10 protein-coding genes are annotated in these 15,121 nt (G+C 57.1%); 4 read left to right on the forward strand and 6 right to left on the reverse strand.

The features are described 5' to 3' along the window. Positions 1–66: 66 nt before the first annotated feature. From PGR6_RS14550 to PGR6_RS14570, 5 genes are all read right to left on the reverse strand, one after another. The gene (locus PGR6_RS14550; protein WP_018925939.1) at positions 67–504 is read right to left on the reverse strand and encodes an Lrp/AsnC family transcriptional regulator; all 438 of its coding nucleotides are present in this window, start codon (positions 502–504) and stop codon (positions 67–69) included. Next, positions 501–1,889, reverse strand: a complete 1,389-nt coding sequence (gene thrC, locus PGR6_RS14555) for a threonine synthase (protein WP_064617926.1) — start codon at positions 1,887–1,889, stop codon at positions 501–503. The genes PGR6_RS14550 and thrC overlap by 4 nt, the downstream gene beginning before the upstream one ends. A gap of 18 nt (positions 1,890–1,907) precedes the next feature. Beyond that, positions 1,908–2,798, reverse strand: coding sequence for a LysR substrate-binding domain-containing protein (locus PGR6_RS14560; protein WP_064617928.1), 891 nt, complete (start codon positions 2,796–2,798; stop codon positions 1,908–1,910). Positions 2,799–2,849: 51 nt separating this feature from the next. After that, positions 2,850–4,286: an amino acid permease gene (locus PGR6_RS14565; RefSeq protein ID WP_064617930.1), complete on the reverse strand. Its 1,437-nt coding sequence runs from the start codon at positions 4,284–4,286 to the stop codon at positions 2,850–2,852. A gap of 137 nt (positions 4,287–4,423) precedes the next feature. After that, the gene (locus tag PGR6_RS14570) at positions 4,424–5,692 is read right to left on the reverse strand and encodes a cystathionine gamma-synthase family protein (protein ID WP_064621278.1); all 1,269 of its coding nucleotides are present in this window, start codon (positions 5,690–5,692) and stop codon (positions 4,424–4,426) included. Between the two features lie 456 nt (positions 5,693–6,148). On the opposite strand from PGR6_RS14570, the gene wrbA reads away from it, so the two are divergent. Together wrbA and PGR6_RS14580 are read left to right on the forward strand one after the other, a co-directional pair. Continuing rightward, on the forward strand, positions 6,149–6,751 hold the full coding sequence (gene wrbA / locus PGR6_RS14575; protein WP_064617932.1) for an NAD(P)H:quinone oxidoreductase: 603 nt from the start codon (positions 6,149–6,151) through the stop codon (positions 6,749–6,751). 522 nt (positions 6,752–7,273) lie between these two features. Beyond that, a complete protein-coding gene (locus PGR6_RS14580; RefSeq protein WP_064617933.1) occupies positions 7,274–12,088 on the forward strand; it encodes a M10 family metallopeptidase C-terminal domain-containing protein in 4,815 nt (1,604 codons plus the stop codon). Positions 12,089–12,269: 181 nt separating this feature from the next. On the opposite strand, the gene PGR6_RS14585 is transcribed toward PGR6_RS14580, so the two are convergent. Next, a complete protein-coding gene (locus tag PGR6_RS14585; RefSeq protein WP_018925946.1) occupies positions 12,270–12,770 on the reverse strand; it encodes an Lrp/AsnC family transcriptional regulator in 501 nt (166 codons plus the stop codon). A 119-nt stretch (positions 12,771–12,889) separates the two neighbouring features. Here PGR6_RS14585 and PGR6_RS14590 point away from each other — a divergent pair, with 119 nt between their 5' ends. Together PGR6_RS14590 and PGR6_RS14595 are read left to right on the forward strand one after the other, a co-directional pair. Beyond that, positions 12,890–13,924, forward strand: coding sequence for a histone deacetylase family protein (locus PGR6_RS14590; protein WP_064617936.1), 1,035 nt, complete (start codon positions 12,890–12,892; stop codon positions 13,922–13,924). Between the two features lie 50 nt (positions 13,925–13,974). Then, positions 13,975–15,027 (forward strand): ornithine cyclodeaminase, encoded by a 1,053-nt coding sequence (locus PGR6_RS14595; RefSeq protein ID WP_064617937.1) that lies wholly within the window; start codon positions 13,975–13,977, stop codon positions 15,025–15,027. The last annotated feature ends 94 nt before the right edge of the window (positions 15,028–15,121 follow it).

A 15,121-nucleotide genomic window follows, 5' to 3' on the forward strand; every position in this document is an offset into this window, starting at 1 on the left:
GGGCTTTGGCAGTTGAATATGGCAGAGTGCTGTATTAATTGAGCGTTTTGCCCAAGCACGATGTTGTCAAAACACCGCAGAAAGGACGAACGATGTCACGGTGTTTTCCACCCCCGGCATGGCCGCGATTTCCTTCCACACGAGATGGACGCGTTCAGGTGTGGCGGCATTCACACGCAGCATTAAATCGAACTCACCACTGAGTACTTCACATTGCACGACTTCGGGAATGGAGCGCAGCGCAGTCAGTACTTCTTCGCCACGCATGCGGTCGTAGCGGTAGACAAAGATCACCGCGCTGATAAGCGACGTAGGCCGCCGCGACTCACCGAGAAGAACCGTATAGCCCTGGATCGCACCGTCGCGCTCAAGACGCTCGATGCGCTGGCGCACCGCATTGCGCGACAAGTTGATCTTGGCACCCAGTTCGATATGGGCTATTCGCGCATTGGCGGTAAGTTCGGCCAGTATGCGTTCGTCCAACGGATCTAGAATGCGCTTCATGCAGACCTCTGCAGCGCCAGACGAAGAGCCTGGCACAGACCGTCAAGATCGCCCTTGGCCAGGTACGGTGGTTGCGCGCGCACCTCGACAGTGCTCGGAACGCTTGCTTGCCAGACGCCCAGTTCGGCCAACAGCGCCGCTGACTTGGCCGGCGCAATTTGCCCGAAGGTGACCATCGGCGCGCCCAGGCTGCGTCGATGAAGCCTGCCGGCCAGTACACCGACAGCGGTGTGAGGATCGATGGCCGAGCCTGTCTCTCGGAACAGTTCGACTACTTCATCGCGCACCTGGGATTCGTGTACGGCATAGGAATCGAAGAGTACTCGAGCACGCAGCCATTGCTGGTTGCCGATGCTCATTTCTCCGCAACTTTCAAAATGCTCCATCAGTGCTTTTGTTGAGCAGCCATCGTGCTCGTAAATCTCCCAGATAAACCGCTCCAGGTTGGAAAACAACGAGAAGTCCATCGCCGGCGACACGGTTCGATTAGTCATCCGGGTGGAGTACCGATTGCAATGAAAAAACTGGTGCAGGGCATCATTGCTGTTGGTGGAAATGATCACCTGATTGATCGGTAATCCCATTTTCTGCGCAATGTAACCAGCGTAGATTTCGGCCGAGCTGGCAGCTGGAACGCTAAAGCCAACGGGACGCGAGCCACCGCCCAGTTGCAAGGCTGCGTGGAAGTAAAAAACGATCTGGGCCAGGACGCCGATCCAATTGGTCGAGTTGAAACAGACCGGCAACACTCCATCCAACGGCCACTCGCGCAAGAGTCGGGAGACCAGCGTCTGGCAATCATCGAAATTACCGTCAACCGGAAACAGCTGAACCCGCTGCGGGTCGGCTGCCTGCAAGGCACTGAGTTGCTCAGGTGCAAGCCCGTCGCGCGGATACAGTATTGCCATGCGGGCGGCCGGGCAGTTAGCAAAGGCTTCAAGCGCCGCGACGCCGGTATCACCGTTAGTTGCACCGACCACCAACGCTTCTTTACCGATCTCCTTCAGGAAATGGTCGACCAGGCGCGACTGCAATTGCGCGGCGAAATCCTTGGAAGAACCGGTCGGACCATGAAACAGCTGGAGTATCCACTCGTTGTGCCCGATTTGCTCAAGCGGCGTAATAGCGCGGTGCTTGAATTGTTGATAGCTGTCACTGAGCAAGGCACGCAGGGTGCTTTCGTCTATGGAAGAGCCGACAAAAGGCGAAATCACTCGCCAAACCAACTCATCAAACGGCAGCCACGACCAGCCAGCAATCTGTTTCTCGGTAAAGACAGGCAAACTGGCTGGGACATAGAGACCACCATTTTCGGCGAGCCCCGACAGAACCACACTGCGAAAATCAGCACGCATGTCGCCGCCGCGAGTGCTTACATAATCCATGGCAACTCCAAATCAGTTTTACAAAAGGCGATGGGCTTGAGCCACCAGCCAGGTAGAAAAATGTGCGGCATCAGGCGAGAGCGCTTCGTTCTGTTCGTGCACCAGATAAAAGGATTCGCTTGCCTCGATTCGGTGATTGAATGGCGCAACCAATTGCCCGCTCTTAAGCAAATCCTCGACCACGGAAGACCGTGCCAGCGCAACGCCCTGCCCCAATTCGGCCATGCGGATCGTGGAAATCAGCGTGTCAAACTGAAGGCCACGGGAGTAGTCGACGTCGTCTGCACCAACTCGTTTTAACCAGTAACCCCAACCTTCTTCGTACCCCAACACATGAAGCAGAGAATGGTTCATCAAGTCGCGTGGCTCATGTATGGGTGAGCTGGCCATGAGCTTTGGGGAGCAAACAGGCTGAAGGATGTCCCAAGTCAACCGCTGAGCGTGCAAGCCCGACCACTCACCGCATCCCCAGCGAATCTCCAGGTCATCCTCGCCGTCCGGTTCTTTCACCCAAATATTGCTGATATATCGAATATCAATCTGGGGATACTCCCGACAAAAATCTGCGAGTCGGGGGGCCAACCAATAGTGAAGAAAGGAAAGGCTGCCACGCACCTTCAAATGTCTTCGATTGCGCTGGCCGAAAATCTCGTTTGTGCCGACTGCAAGGCGACTGATCGCGTCTTGTACGACAGGCAGGTACGACTGCCCTTCCTCGGTCAAGCCAAGTCCTCGAGGTAAGCGCTTGAACAGCGCCACACCGAGGTGACTTTCTAACTGACGGATCTGCTGACTCACAGCCCCTTGAGTCAAATGGAGTTCTTCCGCCGCGTGGGTAAAATTTAAACAACGCGCCGATACTTCGAATGCCCTCAACCAGTTCAAGGGTGGTAGTGACTTTTGACTCATCGGCGCAACCTCATCAGGGCTTTAACTATGCTCAATCATTGCCTGAGAAACTCACACGGTGCCAGAGGAATGAACAGCGGCGGCTAAAGCCAATCGCTCTGCTCTCTTGTTTCGAGTGACCCAGTAAACGAAATAACACCACGCGATAAAGGGCAGTCCGAAGTAAAGTGCCACTCGCTGCTCAGGATCAAAAGCGATACCCACACAGGCCAGCAAGCAACACAACAGTGCACCGATAGGCACCCATGGATAGCCGCGTACACGGAAATGCAGGTCTTCAACTCGTCCGCCATTAGCAACGTATTGACGACGGAACGCGATCTGGCTGGCAGCAATGCTCATCCACACGACTACGACCGCCAGACCGGAAATGGACACCAAGGCCAAGTAAACCGTATCAGGGGCAAACACACTGCTGAGCAGAGAAGCCACTGCGCCCGCCATACTAAGCACGATGGCGTTCACCGGTGTGCCACGACTGGAGAGCCTGGCGTAGCGCTTAGGCATATGTCCTTGATCGCTCAATGTCCACAGCATGCGCGATGCTGCATACAGCCCCGAGTTAGCGGCGGAAATCAGTGCCGTAAGAATGACGAAGTTCATAATGTCGGCAGAGTATGGGATGCCAATCAGCTCAAACACCATGACGAACGGACTTTCTACAAGCCCCGCTTGCTCTCGTGGCAGTAACGTCGCAAGGACGAAAATGGTCCCCACGAAGAACAGCGCCAAACGTACCACTGTCGTGCGGATTGCCTTGGGCACGCTAGTTTGTGGATCTTGCGCTTCACCTGCCGCAATCCCGATCAGCTCAGTTCCCGAAAAGGCGAAGGAAACAGCCAGGAGGGTCATTGCAATGGGTAGAAATCCGGTGGGAAAAAGCCCCTCACGTGTGAAGTTGGAAAGTCCCGCACCCTGCAAACTCTGTACTTGAATAAGACCGAAAATTGCCGCTCCGCCGATCACAATGAATGTGATAACGGTCAGCACCTTAATCAGCGAAAGCCAAAACTCAGTCTCCGCAAACCACCGAACGGAGACAACATTGCTTGAGAACACTGCGATGGCAAATAGCGCGCTCCAAATCCAGACGGGTGTATCAGGAAACCACCGAACCATCAGAATGCCCGCAGCTGTGAACTCTGAACCGATAGCTACTGCCCAAGTGAGCCAGTATAGCCAGGCCACTGTATAGCCTGTGCCTGGGCCCAGGTATCGCGTTGCGTAACTACTGAAAGATCCGGTTTCTGGCATCTGTACAGCCAACTCACCGAGACAGACCATGACTAAATACACCATCACTGCACCGATGATGTAAGCAATCACTGCACCGAGTGGCCCTGCCTGATTAACCGTGTAACCGGAGGTAAGGAATAACCCCGTACCGATCACACCGCCCAGTGCCAACATAACGATGTGGCGTGTTTGCATTTCCTTTTTGAAACGCGAGTTTGGGTCGGACTGATTATCTTTAATATGCGTGGACATAGTTTTATTCTCATGAAATGTGCGGACAAGCGTCCTTGTAACTGGCGGTTGGGCAGTACAATTTAGTTGTCGCTGGATTTTATTATTTTCATTCTTCATGAAGGGCTTAAGATGAATCTCGAGCGTCCTGCCCGTATTCAGGCTTCTACCTCAATGAAACGTTGGGCATTATCAGCGTTAATGTTTGCATCACCGTGTTTAATTCGCACTAAAGCGAAGGCTTGTTTTAGGTCAGCCAATAAATCTGCTGAATCTTCAATACCTACGGACACTCGAACCAAGCCTTCGGAGATTCCCAGTGCCTGACGCTCTTCCAAAGTATTTTCCACGTGACTGGTCGTCCGAGCCGGCCCATAGATGGTCTCGACAGCGCCCAAATTACCCGCCCGATGCGCATACCTGAGCAGCGGCAGCAAACGAGTCACTGTGTCCATGCCTCCTTTCAGCACGAAGCTGACGATGGCTCCGAATCCGTTCATTTGCGAACGAGCGATGTCATGACCTGGATGTTGAGGCAGCCCCGGATAGTTCACCGACTCAACCAGCGGTTCGGTACAGAGGTACTCGGCCAAAAGCTTCGCGCTCGCCTGTTGCTGGCGAACACGCAGAGCCAGAGTCTTGATGCCTCGGATGATTAGATACGCCGAAAAAGGATCCAGCGAGGCACCATTGATTTCGCGGTAATGGCGAACTTGAGACATCAAATGCTCGGCGCCGCAGACCACACCACCGAGGACATCACCATGACCGGACAGGAATTTGGTCGCGCTGTGTACAACCACATCAACGCCTAAGGCGAGCGGGTTCTGATTCAGAGGCGTCGCGAATGTATTGTCCGCAACAACCAAAGCGCCCACTCGCTTGGCCGCTGCCACAAGGCGCCGAATATCAACGATTTTCAGCGTTGGGTTCGTGGGTGTTTCCAGGTACAGGACGTTGCAGCCTTTAGCGATCTCCTGCTCAAGTGCCACGGTGTCGAGCGTATCGCAAAGGGTTACCTCCACCCCCATGCGTGGAAGAAACTCCTCGAAAATCTTGTTCGTACCACCGTAGCTGTCACGCGTAGATATCACACGCTGCCCAAAGGACAGGAAGGTGTGCAGTACACCGCTGATCGCGGCCATTCCGGTACTGAAAGCTACGGCCGACTCTGCGTTTTCGAGCTCACAGAGTTTATCTTCCAAGACGGAGACAGTGGGATTGCTCATCCGGCTGTAAATGAAGCCGGGCTCCTTTCCCAATGCCACGTCATACCACTTATCGATATCGTCATAGCCATAGGCAGCACTGACCACGATGGGTGTCTGCGTCGCATTGTAGGGATGTTGAACCTGCTCTCCTCCCCATACCACTCGAGTCCCCATCCCAATGTCTGAAGCCTGGACGGCGCGTTTCTTATTTTCCATAAAGTTCTCTCGCATCAAGGGAAACACAGCCGTGTTCCAAGTGGGCTTGGGAGGACTATATGGAAAGCTCATGCTTGTGAAAAATCATGATATCCGGGAGTAAGGGGTACTTTTTTTAATGGCTGGGTACCGGGTGCCCTGACCATCCATTCACATGCCCATGCGCATTGAGTGAAGTGAATTACCTATGACAGATGCCCTCTTTGCTGCGCGCCCTTCCCCACTACACGTGCTGCCATCTGCCACCAATCGAATAGCTTCCCTGACTGCCCGGCAGGCAGCATACGGAACTGCTAGTGTTAATCCGCATGCCGTCAAAGTCCCTGCAGTCGGGTGGGTGTGAGCCGCCGTTTTGTTCATGACCGAGTGCTGCACCTGCCGCTGCTGTTCGTTGGCAGTGGTGTAACCCAAGATCTTCCTAATCCATCGAATGGCGCTTAATCCAGGAGAAAAATCATGGCGAAGGTACTGGTTCTCTATTACTCAATGTACGGTCACCTCGAAACGATGGCTGGAGCAGTGGCCGAAGGCGCACGATCCGTACCTGGCACCGACGTGACGCTCAAGCGTGTTGCTGAAACCATCCCGGCCGAACAGGCAGCAGCCATCGGCGTCAAACTTGACCAGAAGGCACCGGTGGCGACACCTGACGAGCTGGGCAATTACGATGCAATCATCTTTGGTACACCGACGCGCTTCGGCAATATGGCGGGACAGATGCGCACGTTTCTCGACCAGACCGGCGGACTGTGGATGAGCGGCGCGCTGGTCGGGAAAATCGGCAGTGTCTTTGCATCGACCGGCACCCAGCACGGTGGCCAGGAAACCACGATTACGTCGTTTCACAGCACACTCCTGCATCAAGGGATGGTCATCGTGGGTGTGCCTTACACCTGCGCAGGGCTGACCAACATGAGCGAGATCACCGGCGGTACGCCCTATGGCGCGACCACCCTGGCAGGCGCTGACGGTAAACGGCAACCGTCAAAAAATGAACTGGATATTGCGCGTTTCCAGGGTAAACACGTCGCTGAGCTTGCAATCAAGATCGCGGGTTAACGCAAGCACCTGAATGGGCGCGTATTGCAGGACACGAGCTAGCCTGTGTAAGGCCGGGGCGGACTTCACCACCGCGCCGCTGATACTCGCGGGTGGCTTGGCGATTCTAGAGAAAGCCTTGCGCGTCGGGAGTCATTGAAGACGACGTAAGCGTTGTTGGATTCAGAGGAGCGACGTTCCAGTGAGGTCGCTCCTCATTACCCATGTCGCTCATACACCTCCAGCTCAAGCATCGCGCATACAACATTGCGGCAGCGCACCTGCGGGTTATCGATAGCACCTCGTAACACACCTCAATGATGAAAAACCGCTCCCACAGAGCCATCGCTCGCCACCGGAGCGAGCGTCAACAATCTGTTACTTTTTTGAAACACCTTCTCAACCGCTAATCAGTTAGTCCGGTTTTTTGACACATCCCCGATATGCGGTCATAACTTTTGCACTCCGCTGGGTCAAACCACGGTGGCTGTCGATGGAATATTGGCATCTTCCGAGGTTCTTGCCTGATACGGAGATAAGCTCATGATTTTCAATGTACAAAATTTTGGCGCCAAAGGAGATGGCATCACTGACGACACAGCGGCGATACAACGTGCAATTGATGCGGCGGCCGCCGCAGGCGGGGGGCAGGTTTACGTGCCGACCGGAACCTATATCGTTTCGGGAGGAGTGGAACCTTCCGACGGTTGCCTGATGCTCAAGAGCAACGTCTACCTGTACGGCGACGGCATGGGCGCTACCACCGTCAAGGTGGCTGACGGCTCCGACACCAAGATCACCGGCGTCATCCGCTCCGCCTATGGCGAGGAAACCCACGACTTCGGCGTCAGCAAGCTCACCATTGACGGCAACCGTGACAACACTACGGGCAAGATCGACGGTTGGTTCAACGGCTACATTCCCGGGCAAGCAGGCTATGACTCCAACGTCACCCTCGACAGCGTCGAGATCAAGGACTGCTCGGGGTACGGTTTCGACCCCCACGAGCAGACCGTCAACATGGTCATCAAGAACAGCGTGTCCCACGGCAACGGCCTGGACGGTTTCGTAGCTGACTTCCTGAGCAACAGCACCTTCGAAAACAACGTCGCCTACGACAACGACCGGCACGGTTTCAATATCGTGACCAGCACCCACGACTTCACGCTCACCAATAACGTTGCCTACAACAACGGCGGCAATGGCATCGTGGTGCAGCGCGGCAGCGAGAACATCCCCTCCCCCAGCAACATCACCATCACCGGTGGCGAGGTGTATGGCAACGGCGCCGAAGGGGTGCTGATCAAAATGTCCAGCGAAGTGACGGTCAGCGGCGTCGACATTCACGACAACACCAGCGCCGGGGTCCGTATCTACGGCAGCAACCACGTCGAGCTTATCGACAACACGCTCCACAGCAATTCCCTGGGCAACCCCGTACCGGAGATCATCATCCAGTCCTACAACGACACCCTGGGTGTGTCCGGCAAGTACTACAACGGCAGCGATAACATCATCCAGAGCAACATCATCACCGGCAGTAACCTGTCGACCTACGGCGTTGCGGAACGCAATGAAGACGGCACTGATCGCAACGCCATCATCGGCAACACCATCAGCCACACCAGCAACGGTGCGACGCTGGTCTATGGCGACGGCAGTTACGTCAGCGACACGGTCCCGATGACCACCGTGCAAGGCACAACTGGCAACGACACCCTGCTGGGCAGCGCCGGCAGCGAGATTTTCTATGGCGGTGCTGGCAACGACACCATCAATGGCGGGGCCGGTGACGACATTCTGGTAGGCGGTGCAGGCATCGACAAACTCACCGGCGGTACCGGCGCCGATACGTTCCGTTTCACCACTCAGTCCGACAGCTACCGCAACGCAACCGCGAGCTTCGATGACACCATCACCGACTTCGATGTCACCCAGGACAAGATCGACCTCGCCGGCCTCGGTTTCACCGGCCTGGGCAATGGCCATGGCAGTACCCTGCAAGTCAGCTACAGCGCCAGCACTAACCGCACCTACATCAAGGACTACGATGCCGACGCCAGTGGCAATCGCTTCGAATTGATACTCTCGGGCAACCTCGCCAGCACTCTGACCGCCAGCAATTTCATCTTCAATCGTGTGCTCACCGGCACCAGCGGCAACGACTCGCTGCTGGGCAGTGATTCGGCCGACACCCTGCTCGGCCTGGCGGGCAACGATAGTCTCAGTGGCGGCGCGGGTGACGACAAACTCGACGGCGGTGCCGGTATGGACACCCTCACCGGTGGCGCCGGAGCGGACACCTTTGTGTTTTCCAATCGCCTGGACAGTTATCGCAATTACAACACCGGTGGTGCCAACCTCGCCGACCTGATCACCGATTTTGATATCACCGCCGACAAGATCGACCTCTCGGCCATGGGTTTCACCGGCCTGGGGGATGGCAAGAACAACACCGTGTACGTGGTGCTCAACAGTGCCGGCACCAAGACTTACATCAAGTCCCTGACAGCCGACGCCGATGGCAACCGCTTCGAAGTGGCACTGAACGGTAACTACCTCGACAAGCTGACCAGCGCCAACTTCGTCTTCGCCACGTCGTCACCGACCAACCACGCACCGGTTCTGGCCACGCCGCTGCTGGATCAGAACGCAACCGAAAACGCCCCGTTCAGCTACGTGGTGCCAGCCACCAGCTTCACCGATGCGGACAATGACAACCTCAGCTACACCGCCACCCTCGCCGATGGCAGCGCCCTGCCCGCGTGGCTGAGCTTCAATGCCACCAACCTGACCTTCACCGGCACGCCGACCAGCACCGCGTCCGGCAATTACGACGTGCTGGTCAAGGCCACAGACCCGGCCGGTGCATCGGCCAGCGATAGCTTCGCCCTGGGAGTGGCCAACACTGTCACCGGCACCAACACTGCCGAAACCCTCAACGGCACGGCGGGTGCAGACCTGATCCTCGGCCTCGGTGGCAACGACACGATCAAGGCCGGCGCTGGCGCCGACACCGTCGACGGCGGTGCCGGACGCGACTCGCTGTATGGTGGCGACGGTGCCGACACCTTCCGCTATACCAACCTGCTCGACAGCTACCGCGACTACGACACGGGTGGTATCACGGCCACTGACACGATCTATGACTTCACCGCGGGCGTCGACAAAATCGATGTGTCAGGCCTGGGCTTTGTCGGCCTTGGCGATGGCCACAATGGCACGTTGTACATCACCCTCAACGCGGCGGGCGACAAGACCTACATCAAGTCCGCCGAAGCGGATGCCGATGGTAATCGATTTGAAATCGCCCTCAGCGGCAACTACCTCAACACCCTGACCGCCAGTGACTTCGTGTTTGGCCAGCACGCCCAGCAGGACATCCTCTACCTGCCCACCCTCGGCCAATCCAATGCGCGCCTGCTGCGCATGACGGAGGACGACAATCAGTCCGGCACCTCGATGCTGGTCAACGACCTGGACCGCTACACCCCCTATGACGTGCGCAGCCAGTTCACCGATGCCGATGGCAACGGCATCGACATCGCGGTGGGCGGCAGCACGGTCACCGGCCTGTCGACGCTCAGCGCCGAGGAACTCAAGTTGTGCTGGTGGCTGACCGACACCGACCAACCCGGGGCTGCGCTGTTGCGCGCCGTGACGCTGCTGAGCGAACAGCGCTCCGAACTGCAATCGATCAATAACGTCACCATGGGCATCATTTGGGGCCAGGGTGAGGAAGCCGCTCAGGAGATCGCCCAAGCCACGGACAAAGCAGCGGCAGCAGCGGCCTACAAGGATGCGACCCTAAAGGTGTTTGACTACCTGCATGCCCAGTTCGGCAACTTCGACGTGTACATGATGGAAACCGGTCACTACGAGCAGGACGCGGCGCGCGCCCGTGGCTATTCGGAAGAGAAGATCGCCTCCATCGTCGAGGGGGTTGGCTATGTTCACGCCGCCCAGGAAGCCATTGCCGCCGAGCGCGCCGACGTCAAGCTGGCGGTGGACTACAACGACCTCCCCTTGCGACACGAAGTCGATCCGCTGACGTATCCCGACGACGTCTGGCACCTGCACGAGGAATCGGCGGAAATCGTCGGCCAGCGCCTGGCCGACTACATCGCCAATGACCTTGGCTTCCAGGGCAACCCCAACGACAACAACAGCGTGCAGGACATTTTCGACAACAACCGGACGATGATTTCCGGTACCGACCAGGCGGATACCCTGGTGGGCAGCTCGGGCAACGACACACTGGATGGCGGCCTGGGCGCCGACACCATGACCGGTGGCGATGGTAACGACATTTATGTGGTCAACAACGTGCTCGACCGCGTGGTGGAAACCAACACCTCGACCTCGCAGATCGATACGGTACAGGCCTCGGTCAGCTGGACCCTGGGCGCCAATCTCGAGAACCTGGTGCTCACCGGCGTGTCGGGCATCAACGGCACCGGCAATGAGCAGCACAACTTCATCACCGGCAATGCCGGCAATAATGTGCTCGATGGTGCCGCAGGCGGCGACAGCATGAGCGGTGGCGATGGCAACGACACCTACTATGTCGACAACGCTGACGACGCCGTGATCGAGACCAACAGCAATGCGGCGTCCGGAGGGATCGACAGCGTGCACAGCAGCCTGGCGGCCTATACCCTCGGCAACAACGTCGAGCATCTGTATATCGATAGCACTGGCGCCGCCAATGGCACGGGCAACGCGTTGGACAACACGCTGTTCGCCGGAGCCGGCAACAACGTGCTGGACGGACGCGAGGGCAATGACACGGTGTCTTTTGAACGCGCAGCGTCTGGCGTTACCGTCAACCTCTCGACGTCAGCGCAGCAAAACACCGTGGGTTCCGGGCTCGACACCGTGAAGCTCTTCGAAAACCTCACGGGAAGCGCCTACGCCGACACTCTGTCGGGCAACAGCGCCGCGAACGTTCTGAACGGTGGTGCGGGCAACGATACGTTGGTGGGCGGTTCGGGCGATGACCGGCTGATCGGCGGCGCCGGCACCGACAACCTCACCGGAGGCACTGGCGCGGATACCTACGTGTTTGATGCGCTGTCGGACATGGGCGCCGGCGCTTTACGCGATGTGATCAACGGTTTCAAGAGCACCGAGGGTGATCATCTGGACTTCTCCGGCCTGGACGCCAACCCGCTGACCACTGCTATCGACGCCTTCACCTTCATCGGCGCCAACGCCTTCGACCCTGCCGACGCCACCGGCCAACTGCGCTTTGCCGATGGCATTCTCTATGGCAGTGTCGATGCCGACGCCGCCCCCGAGTTCGAAATCACACTGGTGGGCGTCACGGAGTTGCACGCCAGCGATTTCACAGCCTGAGTTACGCCCAAAAGGGATTTGCAGTGCTCGAAAAATCGAGGACAGCCACAGGTCAAAATGCAGGAGCGGGCTTGCCTGCTCCTGCATTTTGCATTCTGGTACGGGGGCAGGCGTCAATTTCGCCAGCGAGAAAAAAACTCGGTCAAGGTAGGTTTTGGAAAGGTGATCCAACCCCTGCCCTTCAGTCCTTGCTCGATTTGGGTATCGCAATACGGCTACTGGTCTTGACCTCGCGTAATGCCAGGCTGGACTGGATGGAGGCAATACCCACCTGGCGCCTGAGCACCTGCTCGATAAAGTCACTGTAGCTATCAAGATCCTCTGCCAACACTTGCAGCACGTAGTCGGCATCCCCGGTGATCTTGTGGCAGGACAACACTTCGGGCAACTGCGCAATCACCGCCTCGAAGTCGTCGGGGGCGTGATCGGCGTGGGTGGAAAAACGGATGTGCACGAACGCCATGATGTCCAGCCCCAGCATTCGTCGATCAAGGTTAGCCTGATAGCCCTTAATCACTCCCGCCTCCTCCATTCTCTTACGCCGCCGCCAGCAAGGCGTAAGGCTTAACGACAGGCGCTCACTGAGCTCGGCGTTGGAGATACTCGCATCCTCCTGCAGCAATGCGAGAATCGCCAGGTCGGTGTCGTCGAGACTGATGCGCTTGGATGTTTTTTTCTGCATTGCGCCATTCCTGAGTAAAACCTCCCGTAATATCTACCAAACACCGAAAACAAAGCAAAGAAATCGCATCTGTACCAGAACAAAATATTTGTACTGGCTCACATCAACGGATGCGCACAATGTTTACAGTTTTCAGTGATTCCCACCGTTTGCACCACGGCACCGAATTGAAAGACGGCGTACTCAAGCCGTCCTTCGAACAGCCCAGTCGGGCCGATACCGTCCATCATCGGGTCAAGCAGGTCGGGCTTGGTCAGGTCATCGAACCGCGAGCCTTTGACCGGTCGTGCTATGTCAACGCGCACAGCGAGCGCTACGTAACCTTTCTTGAATCGGCCTGGTCTGAATGGAGCGCAACCGGACGCACCCACGATGCCTTGCCGCTGGTATGGCCAGTGCGCGATCTGGCTAACGAGCATGTGCCGGCTTACATCGACGGCAAGTTGGGTTTCTACGCCATGGACGCCGGCTCCCCGATTACCGCCACCACATGGCAAGCGGTAAAAACCAGCGCCGATATCGCGCTGACCGGGCTGGCGCTGATCGATGAAGGCCACGACAGTGCTTTTGCCCTGTGCCGTCCGCCCGGCCATCACGCAGCACGTGAATACATGGGCGGCTATTGCTATCTCAACAACGCCGCCATTGCCGCACAGCACGCCATTACCCAAGGCGCCAAACGTGTCGCGGTACTGGACGTCGACTTTCATCATGGCAACGGCACCCAGAACATCTTCTACGGGCGCAGTGACGTCATGTTTGTCTCGCTGCACGGCGAACCGACGGTGTCCTATCCGTACTACTCAGGCTACAGCCACGAAGTCGGCGCCGGCCACGGCGAAGGTTACAACCTCAACTACCCGTTGCCGAAGAACACCACCTGGGAAAGCTATCGCAACGCCCTGCTCCACGCCTGCAAGAAACTTCAGCAATTCGCCCCTGAAGTGCTGGTTATTTCACTCGGCGTCGACACATTCAAGGACGACCCCATCAGCCACTTTCTGCTGGAAAGCGACGATTTCATCGGCATCGGCGAGCTGATAGCGGGCGTGGGCTGCCCCGCCCTGTTCGTGATGGAGGGCGGCTACATGGTCGATGAAATCGGGATCAATGCGGTCAACGTGCTGCATGGTTACGAGAGCAAACGCACCTGAGTCATCCCCTGAATCGCAGCGCTTCAACTATTGAATCGGAGAATAAAAACATGACTCTTTTTATAGACGTCGATCATGCCGCACGCCTGTTCGCCAAGGTGGGAATCCGTCGGGCAATACGCGAAATGGCGGCTTACATCGAAGCTGACTACTCACGCTGGGCGCAGTTTGATAAGTCGCCGCGCACCGCCAATCATTCGGCCGATGGTGTGATCGAGTTGATGCCGACGGACGATGGCCAACAGTACTCGTTCAAATACGTGAATGGTCACCCGGACAACGGTCAAAGCAATTTGCTGACGGTCATGGCCTTCGGTGTCCTGGCCGATGTCCACAGTGGCTATCCAACCTTGCTCAGCGAACTGACATTGACCACCGCCGTGCGCACAGCCGCGACCTCCGCCCTGGTCGCGAAGTCCCTGGCGCGCCCTGATGCAAACATCATGGCAATCATCGGCAATGGCGCCCAGAGCGAATTTCAAGCCATCGCCTTCTACGAAATGCTGTCCATCAAGGAAATCCGCATTTTCGATATCGATCGCGACGCTTCACTTAAGTTGAAGCACAACCTAGCCGCATTCCCGGATATCGAGGTGATTCTGGCCAACTCGGTACAGGACGCGGTCAAGGGGGCGCACATCGTCACCACGGTCACTGCAGACAAGGCCTATGCAACGATTCTGACGCCCGAGATGATCGAGCCCGGCATGCATATCAATGCCGTCGGCGGTGATTGCCCTGGGAAAACCGAACTGCACGCCGACATCCTGCGCAATGCCCGGGTCATCGTTGAGTTTGAACCTCAAACCCGGATTGAAGGCGATATTCAACAACTGGAGGCCGACTTTCCCGTCGTCGAATTCTTCCGGATTGTTCAAGGTGAAGTCGCGGGCCGTGAGAACGACGCCCAGGTCACGGTTTTCGATTCCGTGGGCTTTGCCCTCGAAGACTTTTCGTCACTGCGCTACGTGCACGACCTGGCACGCGAGCATGCCATTGGTGAGCGCATCCATCTGGTGCCGACGCCGGCCAACATAAAAAACCTCTACCAACTGCTTGATCAGCAGTCAGCAGTTCCCTCGCGCCTGCGCACAGTCAGCTGATCGCCATAGGTGAGGCCTCCTGAGCAAAGTGCCAAGGGGCTACTCACCGTGTGACCGGACGAGAAACCCTGCCACACGCAAACCACCACCGTCA

Source organism: Pseudomonas sp. GR 6-02, from assembly GCF_001655615.1.
Lineage (GTDB): Bacteria > Pseudomonadota > Gammaproteobacteria > Pseudomonadales > Pseudomonadaceae > Aquipseudomonas.